Raw genomic sequence first — 17,539 nt, 5'->3', positions numbered from 1 at the left:
TATCATTATTGTACCAAAAAAGCCCGGGAGATGCGAGTCAAATCTCTCCGGGAGCGTCTCGTTCCGATATAATGAATACAGGAATGGCAGCTTTCATGCGAAGAGCGAGAGTCTGTGTTTTAAGCTCTCAGCCCCTTCACTTATTATCTCATCATTTTGGATATGCCACGAATGGTCATGCTTCTCGGGAAGAAGCGATATAACTGTGTGACGATATAGTTACTTCCTCCATCGACTGTATAACATTTGCCTTGTTCGAGTGCTCGCAATGCGGTTGCAACTACCTGTTCGGGGCGACGTTTCTGACTAAAAATAGCAGGCTCTTTTGTTGACGCCGATTGGTTTAAGTCATCAAAAAAAGAGGTCTCTGTTGCACTTGGACAGAGCGCAAGAATACGCAGACCCCTGTGGTGATATTCACCCCATAAGGCTTCACTAAAAGAAAGTATGAAGGCCTTGGTTGCAGCGTATACTGACATGTAAGGCATTGGAGTGAAAGATGCGATCGATGCAAGATTAATTATTCCACCACGACGTTCTAATAACTCTGGTAAAAAGGTGTGGGTCATATCAACTAATGAGACAACGTTGAGCATAACTTCGGCATGCTTTCTCTCTGCCGGTATGGCTTCAAATGGTCCGTAAGTCCCAAAACCTGCATTATTTATGAGGAGATCAATGCTAAGATGACGTCGCTTTATCTCATTATAAATTCTTTGTGCACTTCCCTCTTGTGTGAGATCTGCAATAATGATGTCTGCGTTGATCCGAAATTTTGTCATGAGATTGGCTGCCATGTTCTGTAGCTTCTGCTCTGAGCGCGCAACAAGGATAATATTCATCTTGCGTTGCGCGAGCTCACGAGCAAAAGCTTCACCAATCCCTGAGGAGGCTCCGGTAATAAGAACAGTCTTTCCTTCATAAATGAACATGTCGTTTCGCCCTCTTCTCGAATTTTTATAGAAAATACCGTAATATATTGTAACATTATTTTATGATTAGTCACCTATAAATAGATGACTAATATCTCATATCATCTTTTCATTCTAGAATAAGTATGCTTATCCCTTCCATGCTCTGGTCAAAATTGAAGGGTATCCTGCAAAAATTGTCTGGCCTCCTGGATAATTTCCAGGCGTTCTTGGTCGTTGATGTGACGTAGTCCAAGTACGTTCTGGTTTGAACGCCCTGCTCGGAGTCGGGTCTCGTTCTCTATGAGGAAGTTCCAATAGAGAAAGTTGAAAGGGCAGGCGTCTGGTCCTGTACGCTTATTAGGAGAGTAGGTACAGCCTTTGCAATAGTTACTCATCCGATCTATGTACTTGCCAGAAGCAATATAGGGTTTGCTCGTCGTACGACCATTGTCTGCATTTAATCCCATTCCAATCACGTTGGGTAGGACAACCCAGTCGTACGCGTCAAAGTAACAACTTAAAAACCAGGCTGCGACATCATAAGGTTTTACTCCTGCCAGCTGACAGAAATTGCAGACGACCATCAGGCGCTCGATATGATTGCTGTAGCCACTGTCAAGAACACGGGTGGCTACATGTTTAATACAATTCATCCTGGTCTGCCCATCCCAAAACATTTGAGGCATTGGACGCTGTGCATTCCAGCTATTTGCGGTGCGTAAATCTGGCATCTGTTGCCAATATTGCCAGTACATATATTCACGCCAGCCCAGAATCTGGCGAATAAAGCCCTCAACGGATTGAATAGGGACCTGTTCTTGTCGATAAGCCGCTTCTGCCGCCTGGAGGATCTCCATTGTATCGAGCAGACCGATATTCATATACAATGAGATCTGGGCGTGATATAGGACGCTCCCTTGAGTACTCATCGCATCTTCATAGGGTCCGAATCTGGATAAGCGACATTCTATGAAGTCATTAAGTGCTTGCTGAGCCTGTTCATGGGTAACAGCATATTCAAAATGGGTGGTGGTTCCAACTCCATTTTCAAATGTGTTGACCAGTTCAATGACTTCTTGTGTTATGGAATCAGGCGCGAAGGTTACAATAGGTGGTACGGAAAGTTGCCTGGGCAATGGTTCCCGATTCAATTCATCATAGTTCCAACGCCCACCACTTGGACTCTCTTTTCCATCCATTAGAATGCCGTAGTGTTGGCGCATTGCTCGATAGAAAGGTTCCATCACTGCATGCCTGGTCTCTTTTCGATTGGCAAAAGGACTATATAATTCCACAAGAAACTGCGTATTGGCCACTACAGTAACAGGGATGCCGATGAGCTTCTCGAGCTCTTTTTGCTGCAAATATCTGGTATCATATTCACTGGCAGCCATAGTGATAAGTTGCTGTGGTTGAATGCGCCGGGCATGTTCTTGTAACCCTTCAACAAAACTTTTTGCTTGGATATAATCCACCTGATACCCTTCAGTACGTAGCCGATCTGCATAATGTCTCATCGCGCTCAGAAGTAAAACAATCTTCTTTCTCTGATAAGGAAACAAGCGTAAACGTTCAAGGCTTTCAATCAGGATAATATGAATCTGTTCTCTTGTCGTTTGCTCCTCTGCTATTTGAATTGCCGGATGCTGTAAAAGCAATTGATCACCTGGAATCCACACTGAAACTGTAGTCATAAACTTTCCCTTTCCCTCTGATCTATTTATCCCCTCTCAGTGGACGACGGTGACTGCTCTTTTGAGTATCCTTAAGTTCTGAGGCTATATGAAAAACCATACACTTTACATTCTTCCAATTACACAAGCAATATCCTGTCAAGAGGTATAAGGAGGTCTTAGATTTCTCCTTACTCTCCTTGATCAAGATACTCATCCCCTCCTACCATAGTAGAGAACAGAAAAATGGTTGGGCTTACCCATTGTAGCCAGAAATTCTTAAAATTTTGACGTGCTGAACGTTTTAACATAATATAGAAATGCAGAAAATATTTTGCTCACATATCAGATATTTTTCCCATGTAAACTATTTTTTTATTTAAAAGGTATGTTTCTCTCAGGGAGCGCTCATCCTATCCCTCTATGTCAGGAGTAAAGGAGCATTTCTCACTCATGGATCTTATACATTCTCATCCAGAAGTCTCTCAAACACGAGCAGAGTTGCTCCAGACCATCCATCGACTGGGACAGGAGATTATTGCCCCTGCTGCGGCCTCTGTGGATCGTGAAGCTCGTTTCCCTCATGAAGCGCTTACGGCACTTCGTAAAGAATCTTTGTTGTCTGCCTATGTTCCTCAACAGTATGGTGGTCTTGGCTTATCAATCGATGATCTGGTGGTGATTGCCCAGACCCTCTCACAATATTGTGCCTCCAGCGCTATGGTCTGGGCGATGCATCAGATCCAGGTCGCCAGTATTGTTCACCATGGTCAATCTCTGCCTTTTTTTCAAGCGTATCTACGCGAGATGGTTGAGAAACAGTTGTTGCTGGCTTCAGTCACCTCTGAAGTAGGGGTAGGCGGAAATATTCGTACCAGTATTGCTGCGGTAGAGCATGATGAAGACACGCTCTGTACACTTGAAAAGAAATCAACAGCTATCTCTTATGGTGAATATGCCGATGGCTTTCTCGTAACAGCTCGCCGCAATCCCACCGCTGCTGCAACTGATCAGGTGCTACTTCTCTTGCGCCGTGAAGAAACAGCTCTCACAAAAACGGGCAATTGGAATACATTGGGAATGCGTGGTACCTGTAGCCCTGCTTTTACTCTCAATGCAAGCTTCTCTGCTGAACAGATTTTGCCGCTTTCATTTGGCGATATCGCAGCTCAGACAATGGTCCCCTTTACTCATTTGATCTGGTCGGGGTGCTGGCAAGGGATTGCTACTGATGCTCTGAAACGAGCCCAAAAATTCTTGCAAATGAAAGCTCGACAGCAACGGGTGACGGCTATTCCAGGTGACGATAAGCTGGTCGAAGGAACTGCTCAACTTCAGTTGATGCGTGCTCATCTCCAGGAGGCTGTCCGCGAGTACGCCGACATGCTGAGTCATCCAGAACAACTTGAAGACGCAGCCGCTGATATGGGGTACGCTATCCGCCTGAATAATGTGAAGTTGCTCTCTTCTCAGCTGGTTGTCCAGATTGTCCAGCTGGCTCTGGCAGTCTGTGGTCTGGCTGGCTATAGCGAGGATTCCCCTTTCAGTGTTGCTCGCCATCTGCGCGATGCTTTCTCCGCTAGCCTGATGATTAGTAATGAACGCCTCTACACGACCAATGCTGCTCTGCTACTGATCCATAAAGAAACCTATTAGAAGCGAGAAAAGAGACTATGTCCTACGATACGCAGTTTACAGAATCATCATTCCTGCAACAGCTTTTTCACTATGGACTGCTGATTCCTTCTACAGTTCAAGGTGTGTATGGACGCAGCGGAACCTTTGAGGAGGTGGTGACGGCCATTGAGGCGCGCATTACCTCCATTGGATGCGATCAACAGCCTGAGGTGATGCGTTTCCCCCCCGTCATGAGCCGCTCAACGGTTGAGATAAGTGGTTACATGAAATCTTTTCCTCAATTATTGGGGTCTATCCATAGTTTTGAGGGGACGCACAAACAACATAGTCCATTATTAAAGGCGATTGAGGAGCAAGAGGATTGGGGTGAACATCTAGCTTCCACAAATCTGGTGCTGACACCTGCCTCCTGCTATCCCATCTATGCAACTCTCTCTGGCACCACTTTACCCGGTCCTGGGCGAACTATTGATGTCTCATCCTACTGTTTCCGCCATGAGCCATCCTCCGATCCAGGACGTATGCAATCCTTTCGTCAACGTGAGTTTGTGCGTCTTGGCACTCCTGACGTGGTTGATCAATGGCGCCGGCTCTGGGTTGGGCGCGGTCTGGAGTTTCTACAGAGTCTTGGCCTGCATGCACTTCAAGAGATTGCTACTGATCCCTTCTTTGGACCTGGAGGTCGTTTGCTTGGGGCAAGCCAGCAGGAGCAAGAGCTCAAATTTGAGCTCCTGGCACCGGTCAATTCGAATGAACCTCAGACAGCGGTTGTCTCCGTCAATTATCATCAAGACCATTTTGGGAGCAAGTTCAATATTGTTACGCACGATGGTCAGGTAGCCCACACAGCCTGTATTGGCTTTGGTCTAGAACGCATTACCCTGGGGCTCTTCCGCGCCCATGGTTTTATCCTGGCTGAATGGCCTGCCGAGGTGAAACATATTTTATGGCCATAAATACCGCTTTTCCTATGGTGCCATCCTCCGCGTATACGCCACACTGGTTACACAATGGCGAGCGAATCTGGCCACAATCCAACTGCTATATGGATCTCTGGATCGAGGCTTTACATGCACTGCACCTTCATCCAATTGCCTCGTTTGCCTTTACGATTGGAATTGACTTTGAAGGGGATCAATGGACCTTCTTCAAAGTCCCATCCTATGATCTCCTTCGCCTCTATGGGATTGATGTACAGGAGCTGAATATCTGGCATGCTATGCTGGATCACCTGCTGGTTCAGGTCGGCAAAAATCGGCTGGTGCTGATCGAGGTCGATGCTTTTTATCTGCCCGATGTCCATGCAACAAATTATCATCAGCAACACGAAAAAACGACGATTGGTGTCCAGATGATTGACCTGGAACAACAGAAGTTGGGCTACTTCCATAATAGCAGCTATTATACGTTGCAGGGAGAGGATTTTGTGGGGATCTTTCAGTTGGAAGGAACCACCGGGGTCGTCCTACCACCATACGTAGAGATCGCGAAACTGAACCATCTGAAACGCCTCAATGAAACTGAATTACAACTGCTGAGCACAGAACTGTTGCGCGAACACTATCAACGACGACCTGACCTGAACCCGTTTCTTGCCTATCGTCAGGCCTTTCAAGGGTATCTAGATCAGATCCAGGCACAAAATCTGGCCGATTTCCATGGCTATGCCTTTGCTCATCTCCGTCAATTTGGAGCCAGCTACGAATATGCCAGTCTCTTCCTGCGCTGGTTAGCCTCCAGTTCTCAAGATTCATCATTGCTAGAGGCCGCAAAACACTTTGAGGAGATCTCAACCAATGCTCAGACGCTGCTCTTAAAGACAGCCCGTACTGCACACAATAAGAAACCATTTGCGATTGCACCTTTTTTTGATGCACTGGAAGATCACTGGGAGCAAGCTATGCATGCCCTCTCCTATCTGCTACGGTAAAGAGGTGGAGGGAGAAGATATCATGACACACATTCGTAGTATGACGACCACGACCACAATGCTCCTTGCAGAAGATTGGGAACTGCTTGCGACCGAGCCTGGAAGCTATCAGAATCCACAACAGTTGAGCGCTCAGGCTGAGTTGGAATGGCTCTCGACCTCTGTCCCTGGCACAGCATTGCAGACGTTACAACAGCATAAACGTTGGGATATTGAACGACCCCTGAATGCAGATACGCTAGATTGGTGGTATCGCTGCTCTTTCACTGCGCCAGAACAGGCTGAGCAGTCTGTGCTGGTATTCGCTGGCCTGGCATCTCTGGCGACGGTCTGGCTCAATGGGCAACAAATTCTCATTAGTGAGAATATGTTTCGTCGCTATGAGGTGGAGATCAGCGCTCTGCTTCAGCCTGAGAATACGCTGTATCTCCACTTTCAAGCCCTTCAGCCACATCTCACTTCCAGGAGACCACGTCCTCACTGGCATACTCAGTTGGTTGAGCAACAGCAATTGCGCTGGTGGCGCACTACTTTTTTAGGTCGTATGCCTGGCTGGTCTCCGCCCATTCAAGCAGTGGGGCCCTGGAGGCCAATCACTGTGGAATCGCGCCATGCACTCTCTATCGAACGGTTTGATATCCAGCCATGGCTGGATATCACCAATACGCAAGGACAGATAGTGCTTCATGTCGAAGCTCACTCTCTTACGCAAGAGCTCCCAGCAAACGCCTCTCTAGAGATAGATGGACAAAGTCTTCCTATCAACGTTCAGGCACTGGAAGATGGGCGATTTTCGCTGAGTGCAACACTTTGCCTGGAATCCATACAGCCCTGGTGGCCTCATACGCATGGTGAACAGCCTCTCTACCCTACGAGTCTCTGTCTTCACTATGCCACAACTACCATTGTGATCGATTGTGGACATCTGGCCTTCCGCCGTGTTGAGCTGCTTTCGGAGGAAGAAGGTGGCTTTGGCGTTCGTTTTAACGGAGAGAAGATCTTTTGCCGGGGAGCCTGCTGGACCCCACTTCATATGCTGACCCTGACAGGGACTGAAGCGGAATACCGAGAAGCTCTTCTGCTCGCTCAACAGGCAGGGATGAATATGCTACGCGTGGGTGGAACAATGGTCTATGAGGCTGATATATTCTACGATCTCTGCGATGAATTGGGCATCCTTATCTGGCAAGATTTTCTGTTTGCAAATCTGGATTATCCTACCACTCAGGAGGCTTTTCTAGAAAATTGCCTGTTAGAATGTTCTCAGCAGCTTCAGCGTATCCAGAACCACCCCTGCCTGACCGTTCTCTGCGGCAATAGCGAGATCGAACAACAGGTAGCCATGTTGGGTCTGGACACTGCACTGGCACAGTCTGCTTTCTTTTATCAACACCTGCCAACTCTCTGCCAGCAACTGACAAAGGTTCCTTACTGGCCCTCGAGCCCCAGTGGGGGCGCACTGCCTTTTTTGAGCAATCGTGGTAATTCTCACTATCAGGGGGTGGGAGCCTATCTCAGGCCATTAGAGGACGCCCGTCGTAGCGAAGTGCGTTTTGCCTCTGAATGTCTGGCCTTCGCTAATGTCCCCGAAGAAGAGACTATCGAGCGCTTTTTACGCGCACATGAGCAACCCGTTCACTATCCACACTGGAAGGCTCGTGTTCCGCGCGATAATGGAGCAACCTGGGATTTTGAGGATATTCGCGATTACTATCTGGAACAATTTTATGGGCTCCAACCACTACAGCTCCGCTATGGTCAACGCGAACGCTATCTGGCATTTAGCCGTGTGGTGACCGGCGAAATTATGGCGGCGGTCTTTGCTGAATGGAGACGGCAGGGCTCGACCTGCAACGGTGGCCTGATCTGGTTCTATCGCGATCTCTGGCCGGGCGCTGGCTGGGGCGTCATCGATGCTCATGGCACGCCCAAAGCTGCCTATTATTATCTTAAACGTATTCTACAACCACAAACTTGCTTCTTTGCCGATGAAGGCCTGAATGGGCTCTGGCTCCACATTATCAATGAGACGGCTCAGGAGACACAGGCGACGCTTCAGGTTGAACTTTATCGTACACCTGGCACGCTACTGGCCAGAGAGAGCCGAGACCTGGCCCTGGCTTCTCACCAACAGACTGAACTCCATGTGGATGCTCTCTTCAAACATTTTCGTGATCTGACCTATGCCTACAGGTTTGGGCCACCTGACCATACGCTGGTGACCGCAACTCTTACCCATAAAGATTCGGGCAAACTGATTGGCGAAGCATTCTATTTTCCACATGGACAACCGGTAACCCAGGAAACAGAGACCGGGCTTCAGGTTCAGGTGCAGCAATACCCTGGAAGGTATGAACTTACCATCCAGACAAAAAACTTTGCACAATCTATCGCTATTAACGCTGGCCCTTTGCACCCATCGGATAATTACTTTCATATGCGACCAGATAGTCAAAAAACTATTTCGCTCGCTGGAACAAAGTCAACTCATCAATTCGTTTCCTTAAAGGCTCTTAATTCTTTTACCGACATACACGTCTCTCTCTAATTTCTTTTTTGACGCGAAAGGCTCACAGTTTATGGTTGCAGCGACTCCAAAAGTGATTCTGGATACGCAAGTACGTATCCATACTATTCAGGCGGGAAAAGGCTCCCCCTTAAAAAAACCCATCTTTTTTTTTCATGGCGATCGAGATGATCACCCACCACTGGTCTGTTTTACGCTCTCACGCACTCTGGGATCAAAACAACCATTCTATGCAGTCGATTGCTATAATTATGGTGGAGAGATCAAACCAACAACATTAGAGGATCTGGCTACGATCAATATTCAAGCTATTCGTACCATTCAACCTGAAGGACCCTATCACTTGATTGGTTTTTGCAGCGGGGCCTTTCTTGTCTATGAAATGGCTCGCCAACTTCAAGCTCAAGGCGTAACGGTTGCTTCACTTATTCTGATCTCTCCCTCAGAGGTCGATGAACGACATATTTTTATTCGCAAATTAGTCAATCTATGTGGCACCATATTTTCGCTCAACAAATTTCAGCAACAGGTTCTTTTTTTACGCATTGGACAAATAACCAGATATGTGTATAGAAAGACACACCATGCCGATAATCCTCATCTCAAGGGCCTTTCGGTCGTCCTGGCTCGCGATCCAAAATTAAATAGAATGTTTCCACCAATCAATACTCTTTTCTATGACTATGCCCATGCCTTTATCTCATTAGGTTCAAATTACACGCCAATGTTTCAGCCCGAACACATCTCTTTTATCTGGGCCAGCGAAAATCTCAGATATCGTTCACGGTGGAGCCCTTTTGAAAATCCTGAGACTTCTACGATTATCGATGGCTATTATATGGATATGCTCGATAAAAATATTCATGAACTGGTAACAGCTATTCAGGCGCACCTTAATGAGATAGACACTGCTCTTTAGATCTCACTTTGTAAAATAAGCATTGAGGAGCTCAGTTGGCGTAGGGAAAGCCGCAACTGAGCTCCTCAATCACCCAATGAGAAGCCCTATATTTGTGCTATTTTTTCGAACATTCAGGAGTTCACAATGCCTCAAGTGCCTCTAAATAATTCGATAGCCATCGACAACGCTGATAAATTACTTCCTTTACAGGTTCTAGAAATAGAGTTAAGCCAGCCTTTACCTTTTATTGCGGCTTTTCATAGCGAAAAACAACAACACTATACAAAGGCCCTCTGCCTGATCAAATTCCATACCTTTCCTCTTGGAGTCGTTGAGCTCCGCCTGAACGGGGATGGACTTCCCCCACAAACCTATGGTCCCATCATCTGGCAGAAATTAAAACGGAGTATCCTTGATCATTTACAGGCTGATGGACTGCCTCCGATTGATGCTCTTCCTGAACAAGGGGTCTTGCATCCAGATCATCCAGCATGCCTGAAAGTCCGCGAACAGTTTCTTGCTCAGGCTCCGTTTGCCAGTATCATTATTTCTACACGCGATCGACCACTGGAGCTTCGCAATTGTCTACAGGCGTTACTTAAACTTGAATATCTGGACTACGAGATTATCATTGTAGATAACGCACCTACCTCTCATGCTACCGCAGAAATGATACAAGCATCCTTTCCAAACGAACAGAAAATTCGTTATATTCGTGAGGATCACCCTGGTATCTCCTGCGCTCGCAATCGAGGCATTATCGAAGCTCGTAGCGAATTTCTTGCCTTCACAGATGATGATGTCATCGTTGATCGCCACTGGCTCACACAATTGGTCTCTGCTCTCAGTCAATCCAACGATATTGTCTGCGCTACCGGTTTTACTATGCCCTTAGAATTAGATACTCCTGCCCAACTCTGGTTTGAAAATGCAAGTTGGATTGCGACAGATGAAGAGGCTCGCAGCAGATTTCAACCTCGCATTATCGATAAGAAGCTCAGATATCAGCAGATCTATAGCGGTAACATGTGTGGACATGGCGCTAATATGGCGGCTCGAGCCAGTTTTCTCCAACAAATTGGAGGATTTGCCATGTTCCTTGGAACAGGGACGCCAACGATGGGAGCCGAAGACATCGCATTCTTTCTTGACGTGACAGCACACAATAAACAGCTAGCCATTGACCCTGGAGCCATTATTTATCATCTCCACCGCAGAGAGATGGCGAAGCTACGCTATCAGATATTCGGATATGGCGTTGGCTTTACCGCTTATTTAGTCCATATCTTCTTGCGCTATCCCAAATTATTCCTGGCCCTTTTCACTACTGTTCCTCTGGCAATCTTGAAACGTTTATTTGTAAAAACTGCACCTAAAGTGACACACAATACTTTTTTAGATCGGCAGCAAGATCATGACTATCCTCAGGAATTGATAAGAATACAAATGAAAGGCTATTTGTATGGACCTTTCCTGTATGGTAAAAGCTGGTGGATGACACGGAAGCTTCGTCGCGAGATGAACGCTTTGTGGAAGCAAGGCATAGCGCAAAAACGTGTAACCCATCAAAAATCCTGACATCTTGCATTTTTATACATGGATTTGGTACAGTACAAGAGGGACTGGCACGATACTTATCACATGCGTAGACGATGCAGGCTCACAGGAATAGATACGGAGCACAATGGAAGACCAGCAAGAGAGAAAACCACAGAATATGACAAGGCGCCACATTTTGCGCAATACGCTGCTGACGACGGTCGGTCTGGGGGCTACAGGGGCAGGGACAATCTATTATTCAAAAAAGATTGAGCCAGCCTGGGTCGAGGTCACATATCATTACTTACACCTGCCCCGTATGACACCTGCTTTTCATAATTACCGCCTTGTGCAATTAAGCGACTTTCATACGGATGATACCTGGATGACTGCCGAACGTCTGGCAAACGTTGTAAGTATGACCAATGCATTGAAGCCTGATCTGGTTGTGATCACTGGCGATTTTGTTACGGACTATCTGGATAGCTCAGAGGATACGTTAAAAGAATTGGGTAAATTGAAAGCTCCTGATGGTGTATTGGCGACGTTAGGCAATCACGATCATCCCGCAGGCGCTGAATTTATTCGCTATTGTCTACGTACCAACAATATCCATGAACTCAAGAATGCCACTCATACGCTGAAACGCGGCAATGATCTCTTGCATATTGTGGGTCTGGATGATCTCTGGCCGAGCAATCGTGGCACTCCTGCATCTATCTGGTCACACCAGCCGCTTCTCGCAGATCTGACGGCATCCTTACCGGCAGAGGGGGCTGCCATTCTTCTTGTGCATGAGCCCGATTTTGCCGATGTTACAGCACAGTCTGGCCGCTATGGACTTCAACTTTCAGGCCATTCGCATGGTGGTCAGGTGCGGATCCCGTTCCATGGAGCACTGGCGCTTCCTCCTCTCTGTGAGAAATATCCCTGTGGACTCTATCAACTGGGGACTATGTGGCAGTATACAAATCGCGGCCTGGGTATGGTCAAACCGCAAGTACGGCTCAATTGTCGCCCAGAGATTGCTGTCTTCCAGCTACTCTCCCGGTAATGTATCCCTCTGTCTCAACTGAAGAAAACGTTCAAGGAGATGCGCATGCCAGATCCAGCGCTGTAGAATACTCCAGATGAGTGCCGCGGCCCCGATGAACAGGTAGTCAGTTGGATGCAAAGCCGTAAGGCTAAAGAACGTACGCAGGGGGGGGAACGCAATTACTACCAGATAGACCACCAGCAGCCCCACAGCCAATAGGGTTGGCCGCCAATCTCCACTCAGCTCGCTTCCTCCAACCCAGAATCGCGCCGGTGGCACGACAAAAGGGACGAGCAATAACCCGCTACAGACCGCGAACGTGGTCAATGCACTTTGTGCAACCAGTTGGGCATCTTGTAGGCTCTCATTCATCTGTTGATAAGCTTGATAGAAAGTAATCAAGTAAATACCAAAGGCGATAAGGCTTAAAGGAATCGCTGCAGGAAGCACAAAATGCACCAGCAGGTGCCCCAATCCACGGCGTGAAGGGGGGCCCGGGTGCGCCCATGCAGCTAGCGCTACGGCAATGATCCCCACTGTCTCAAATGTGATTAACGCTTTTTGCTTTGGCGCAAAAGGGAATGCTCCAAGCATGGGGACGGTAAGCAATAACAGGGCCAGATACATCACCCTCGTCAAAAAAAGCTTCATCGCGCTCTCCATCCCATTACGAATACGCTGCCCTTCTGCAAAAGCCGCAGGAAGGGCACCAAAGGAATCATTAAGGAGAATGATATCCGCAATTCCTCTGGTAGCCTGGCTTCCACTTTCCATTGCAATACCTAGATTCGCCTGCTTGAGCGAGAGCAGATCATTGACCCCATCTCCAATCATGGCGATATAGTGATGATGGCTGCGAAGCGCTCGAACAAGCCGCTCTTTCTGCTGGGGAGTCACCCGCCCAAATACAGTCGTCTCTTCAGCAACCTGCATCAGCCTCACATCATCCATCTGGTCAAGCTCTGATCCAGTAACGACAGGCTCAGCATTGCTGATGCCAACCTGCCTGGCAAGCGTTGCGACGGTCTGGGGGTGATCACCAGACATCACTTTGATCTGCACTCCGACCTCAGCAAACAAAGCCAGTGTCTTCTGTACATCGTGGCGCAGTTCATCTCGCAGGCTAATCAAGCCTAAGGGAATAAGACCTGTGGGCAACGTTGGCTGTGTGTCAGATGTCTGCAAAGGAACAAGGTCAGGAAAAAAAGCAAAGAGCAAGACGCGCCTTCCACGTCTGGTGGCGTCCTCAGCAAATGTCCCCAGATCGGTTCCGGAGCGCAGAAAAGGGGATAGAACCTCAGGCGCTCCCAGAATATAGATCCCTTGCAAGTCTCCTCTATCACACGACAGGGCACTCCACTTCCATGTTGAGGAAAAGGTAACTTCCTCATAGACATGAAATGCTTCCTGGCTAACTTGAAAATTACCTGCCTCTTCGATTGCTCTACTGGTCGCGTTCCGACTTGTTGTCTGTGAGATATAGAGAGCCAGGAGCCGCCGCAGCTGCTTTTCGTCAATGCCAACTGGATACACCTGCTCCAGAACCAGGGCATTGGTTGTGATGGTCCCTGTTTTATCCAGGCAGAGCACGTCCACATTACTAAGTGACTCAACAGCGCTCAAGCGTTGCACTAACGCGCTTTTACCTGCCATGCGCAATGCACCCAGTGCATAGGCAACACTGGTTGCCAGAAACAGGCCAATGGGGACAATGCTCACAACAATAACAGACATCCGAACCACATCCACTACAGCTGTCCGGTTAGCCAGGGCAATAAGAATGAGAATAATTTCAATATAGAGCGCTACGAGCAACAAAGATTGAATAATCACAGTAATATCTTGTTGCAAAGGAGTCAATATTCGACGAAAAGCACGCGCTTTGCTGGTTAATTGGCCCGCAACGCTTGTCATGCCAATGCGTTCAGCACGATAGTAGCTTTCTCCCGAGAGACAAAAACTGCCTGATGAGAGCCAATCACCGGCCTTCTTTGTGATCGGCTCTGATTCTCCTGTCAGGAGCGACTCATCCACCTGTAGACGACCTTCACCGACAACTGGTCCGTCGGCGACAATCTGATCCCCTGTATGCAGGAGAAGCAGGTCATTCTGCACCAGCTCTGAGGGATCGAGAGCCTGCTCCTGCCCATTGCGCATTACGGTTGCCCGTGGTCGTGTCAGTAAGGCAATACGATCAAGCGTTCTCTTGGCCCGTACTTCTTGAACGACGCTAATTATCACATTGAAGAGGACAACTCCTGCCGAGACGAGAGCCTCTGAATATTGTCCGAGTAAGAGTAATGCTATACACAGCACAAACAAAATATTATTGATCAGTGTAAAAACGTCCTCACGGAGAATCTGGGCATAGGTTCTCCCAGTTGAGGGCGGCATATGAGCACCTTTTCCAGCCGCACGTTGAGCTTCCGCTTCCTGCGTTGAAAGTCCCTGAAACGATTGATGCATCATTGGCCGTTCATCGCTACTAGATTGTTGCATCGCTTCCTCCTCAGACTTCCATCGGTTCTGGTTGCATCGCTTCCTCCTCAGACTTCCATCAGAAGATAGCCTTTCCCGCTCTCAGGGCATTGAGGATGACAATCACGTCAAAGGCTTCTTGTATCAGTGCCCCCGCAGCTGGACTGATAAAACCAAATGCGGCAAAGATCATAGCAAGCGTAGAGAGACCCATACCTACCCAGATCCCCTGTACAGCGATATGCATGACGCGACGTCCTAGAACTACTGCACGCACAACCCGCAGAATATCTGTTGAAAGAAGCGCCGTATTGGCAGCAGAGGCTGCCGCAGTTAATCCCTGTGTACCAAGCGCCATACCAACGGCGGCGCTTGCCAATGCGGGGGCGTCATTAATGCCATCCCCAACCATCAGCACACGATGCCCCTGTTGCTCATATTCTTTGACGATGCGTACTTTATCCTCTGGCAAACAACGCGAGATGACACGGTCTACCTGAGCAATTTTGCCGATCTGACATGCTACGACTTCACTATCACCAGTCAATAAGATCGTCTGTTTAATGCCAGCCGCACATAAATTCGGTGAGAGCAGAGAGAGTTCTGGACGTGGAACATCTTCAAGAACCAGGAGCCCCTCAATGCATCGTTCGATCGCAATGAAGCTACAGATCTGTCCACGCTCGACACGCTGCTGTCTTTCAGCAAGAAGTGTGGCCGGGAGAGCGATATTGAGGTACTTCATAAAGGTTCGATTACCTACTGCAACCTCTACATCATTGCCTGCGTTCAGCCAGCTCTCTTGTAGATCTTCTGCAAGCAATGGCACGCGCCCGCGCACGCCTTTGCCAAAGATCTCCTCAAAACCATCTACCAGACTAAGCGGACATGCACATTCCTGTGCCGCCTCCACAATCGCACGTGAGAGAATGTGCGTTGAAAGCTGTTCGACCGAGGCGGCCAGACGCAAGAGAGTTCTATCCCTGCTATGAGCAAGCTCTTTGCTTGTATTGGTGCTCTCTACGCTCTCCCGCTCTCGATGAACAATAGCAGTCACTTTCGGCATACCAAGTGTCAATGTGCCTGTCTTGTCGAAGACGGCGATATCCACTTCCCCTAATTGCTCAATAGCTCCCCCACTCTTGGCGATGATACCATTTCTGGCCGCAAGATCAATACCAGACATAATGGCAACCGGGGTGGCCAGGATCAATGGACAGGGGGATGCACAGACCATGACTGCCAATGCATAGACGCTATTACCCGATATGATCCAGGCCAGTCCGGCTAGAGTGACTGCCGCAATGGTAAACCAGACACTATAGCGATCAGCCAGACGATGGATGGGTGCCTTCTGAGTCTGTGCTTCTTCAACGAGATGGAGGATCTGGGCAAATTTGCTTTCGACACTGCGTTTTTCCGTACGGATCTCCAGCACGCCATCAAGATTTACGCTACCAGACAGAACCAGCATTCCTGGAGTTTTGCGCACAGGAATAGGCTCACCTGTCAGATCCGCCTCACTCAAACTGGAGGAGCCGGATGTCACAACCCCATCAACCGGGACCAGCTCGCCAGGCTTGACGACAATAACCATGCCAACTTCAACTTGCTCTGCCGGAATATCGATCAGTTCCTCTCCTTGCCAGATGTGCGCACTACGCGGCGCACACTCGACCAGTGCAGAGAGCGATGAACGTGCTCTCCGCAGAGCATAGGCTTCCAGCGCCTCACCGCCCGAGAGCATCAATACAACCAGCGCACCCGCTAGATACTGGTGAAGGAGGATTGATCCACCAATTGCAAGAATAGCGATCACATCAACCCCAAATTCTCTGTGGACGATCTGTTTCAGGGTGTCATACAGGAGTGGGAGACCACCCAATAATGTCACAGCAAGCAGGACCCAATGAGCAATATCTGCGTGCCCGGCAAGCCAGAACCCCAGGCTCACGATCATGAGTGCAACTGCTATAAAGGGGATGGGATAACGCTGGACACTACCCAGCAAACGCTCTGACCAACGCTGTTTGAAGAGAGATGCGGAGGACTTCTCGGGCTCTGCTTTCTGAAGAGGCGACATAATGATCCTATTTTTCTTTTCGCCATCTCTATTGAGCATTGTGTCACTTCCCTTTACTTGTCGTTCCTCTACTGAGGCCAATGCCACCCACCCGGCAACTTGCAGTGAAAAGAGGTGCTGTTATCAGTAGCATGTGTGAGACAAAATCTCGGTTACATGCGAAACGTTCAAACGGATGAAAGCAGCATATGTGATAGACATCACATATGCCTCACAATTTTGCACGACACATAACAGACACGACACAGAGAAGTCCACGTTCTCGATCTTATAATCGTAACAGATCTCGGCTGCAGATCTCGGCTTTATATTACATTTGGCAACGTTTGCTAGTGATTTCTAAAATCGTTTACGGCACTTTTACATGAGAGAGCCGATAATAGCAGTTGAAACAGTTTAACTCTTGAGAGAAAAGGTAATGTCTTGCGCTCCCTCCCACATAACTTTACGCCCCAGCTCCTTGAGCTGTTCTTGTCCCTGTACGATAGTGAGAAAGTGGTTGCCAGCCAGTTGCCCCATCTTGCTGGCAAAACAGGTGCTTCCATAGGGAAACAGAATCTCGGTCTCACTAAAACCACCAGGGTAAAAGAGTAGCTGACCCGGACCAGGATGGCTGGTATGATTCTCAAAACCAACACCCAGTTGATAGTCACCAAGAGGAATCCAGGCGGACTCTCCACTCCAACGTGCCTGAATAAGCTTATTTCGGAAAGGCAGGATTTTGAGAAAGGCCTCACAGGTCCTGGGAGCTTCTTCTTCTTCTACACGCGCGATAAATGTTAGATCGGCGACAATAATCTGAATAGACGTCATTGACATG

At 48.2% G+C, this 17,539-nt stretch carries 12 protein-coding genes; 7 read left to right on the top strand and 5 right to left on the bottom strand.

Translation table 11 applies throughout. The features are described 5' to 3' along the window. Nucleotides 1-143: 143 nt before the first annotated feature. Nucleotides 144-932 carry an SDR family NAD(P)-dependent oxidoreductase gene (locus EL628_RS13420; RefSeq protein WP_126580442.1) on the bottom strand — a complete coding sequence of 263 codons (789 nt, stop codon included), beginning with the start codon at nt 930-932 and terminating at the stop codon, nt 144-146. A gap of 149 nt (nt 933-1,081) precedes the next feature. Continuing rightward, a complete protein-coding gene (locus EL628_RS13415) occupies nt 1,082-2,608 on the bottom strand; it encodes a cryptochrome/photolyase family protein (protein ID WP_126580441.1) in 1,527 nt (508 codons plus the stop codon). Between the two features lie 432 nt (nt 2,609-3,040). Between EL628_RS13415 and EL628_RS13410 the strand changes: the two genes are divergently transcribed. From EL628_RS13410 to EL628_RS13380, 7 genes are all read left to right on the top strand, one after another. Beyond that, nucleotides 3,041-4,243 carry an acyl-CoA dehydrogenase family protein gene (locus EL628_RS13410; protein WP_161975483.1) on the top strand — a complete coding sequence of 401 codons (1,203 nt, stop codon included), beginning with the start codon at nt 3,041-3,043 and terminating at the stop codon, nt 4,241-4,243. Between the two features lie 17 nt (nt 4,244-4,260). Further along, nucleotides 4,261-5,181: an amino acid--[acyl-carrier-protein] ligase gene (locus EL628_RS13405; RefSeq protein WP_126580439.1), complete on the top strand. Its 921-nt coding sequence runs from the start codon at nt 4,261-4,263 to the stop codon at nt 5,179-5,181. After that, a complete protein-coding gene (locus EL628_RS13400; protein WP_161975482.1) occupies nt 5,172-6,155 on the top strand; it encodes a DUF1839 family protein in 984 nt (327 codons plus the stop codon). The genes EL628_RS13405 and EL628_RS13400 overlap by 10 nt, the downstream gene beginning before the upstream one ends. A gap of 22 nt (nt 6,156-6,177) precedes the next feature. Further along, on the top strand, nt 6,178-8,703 hold the full coding sequence (locus EL628_RS13395; RefSeq protein ID WP_126580437.1) for a glycoside hydrolase family 2 protein: 2,526 nt from the start codon (nt 6,178-6,180) through the stop codon (nt 8,701-8,703). Between the two features lie 31 nt (nt 8,704-8,734). Beyond that, nucleotides 8,735-9,601 carry a thioesterase domain-containing protein gene (locus EL628_RS13390; RefSeq protein ID WP_126580436.1) on the top strand — a complete coding sequence of 289 codons (867 nt, stop codon included), beginning with the start codon at nt 8,735-8,737 and terminating at the stop codon, nt 9,599-9,601. 126 nt (nt 9,602-9,727) lie between these two features. Continuing rightward, on the top strand, nt 9,728-11,161 hold the full coding sequence (locus tag EL628_RS13385) for a glycosyltransferase family 2 protein (RefSeq protein WP_126580435.1): 1,434 nt from the start codon (nt 9,728-9,730) through the stop codon (nt 11,159-11,161). Between the two features lie 139 nt (nt 11,162-11,300). Next, nucleotides 11,301-12,176 (top strand): metallophosphoesterase, encoded by an 876-nt coding sequence (locus tag EL628_RS13380; RefSeq protein WP_161975481.1) that lies wholly within the window; start codon nt 11,301-11,303, stop codon nt 12,174-12,176. Here EL628_RS13380 and EL628_RS13375 read toward each other — a convergent pair. The 3 genes from EL628_RS13375 to EL628_RS13365 form a co-directional block, all read right to left on the bottom strand. Continuing rightward, nucleotides 12,162-14,657: an HAD-IC family P-type ATPase gene (locus EL628_RS13375; protein WP_126580433.1), complete on the bottom strand. Its 2,496-nt coding sequence runs from the start codon at nt 14,655-14,657 to the stop codon at nt 12,162-12,164. The genes EL628_RS13380 and EL628_RS13375 overlap by 15 nt on opposite strands. A gap of 58 nt (nt 14,658-14,715) precedes the next feature. Beyond that, on the bottom strand, nt 14,716-16,719 hold the full coding sequence (locus tag EL628_RS13370) for a heavy metal translocating P-type ATPase (protein ID WP_161975480.1): 2,004 nt from the start codon (nt 16,717-16,719) through the stop codon (nt 14,716-14,718). A gap of 396 nt (nt 16,720-17,115) precedes the next feature. After that, complete coding sequence (locus tag EL628_RS13365; protein WP_126580431.1) at nt 17,116-17,532, bottom strand: DUF3830 family protein; 417 nt, start codon at nt 17,530-17,532, stop codon at nt 17,116-17,118. Nucleotides 17,533-17,539 lie beyond the last annotated feature (7 nt).

The organism is Tengunoibacter tsumagoiensis (genome assembly GCF_003967535.1).
Classification (GTDB): Bacteria; Chloroflexota; Ktedonobacteria; order Ktedonobacterales; family Ktedonobacteraceae; genus Tengunoibacter; species Tengunoibacter tsumagoiensis.
This window is presented reverse-complemented; position numbering and strand designations above follow the sequence as displayed.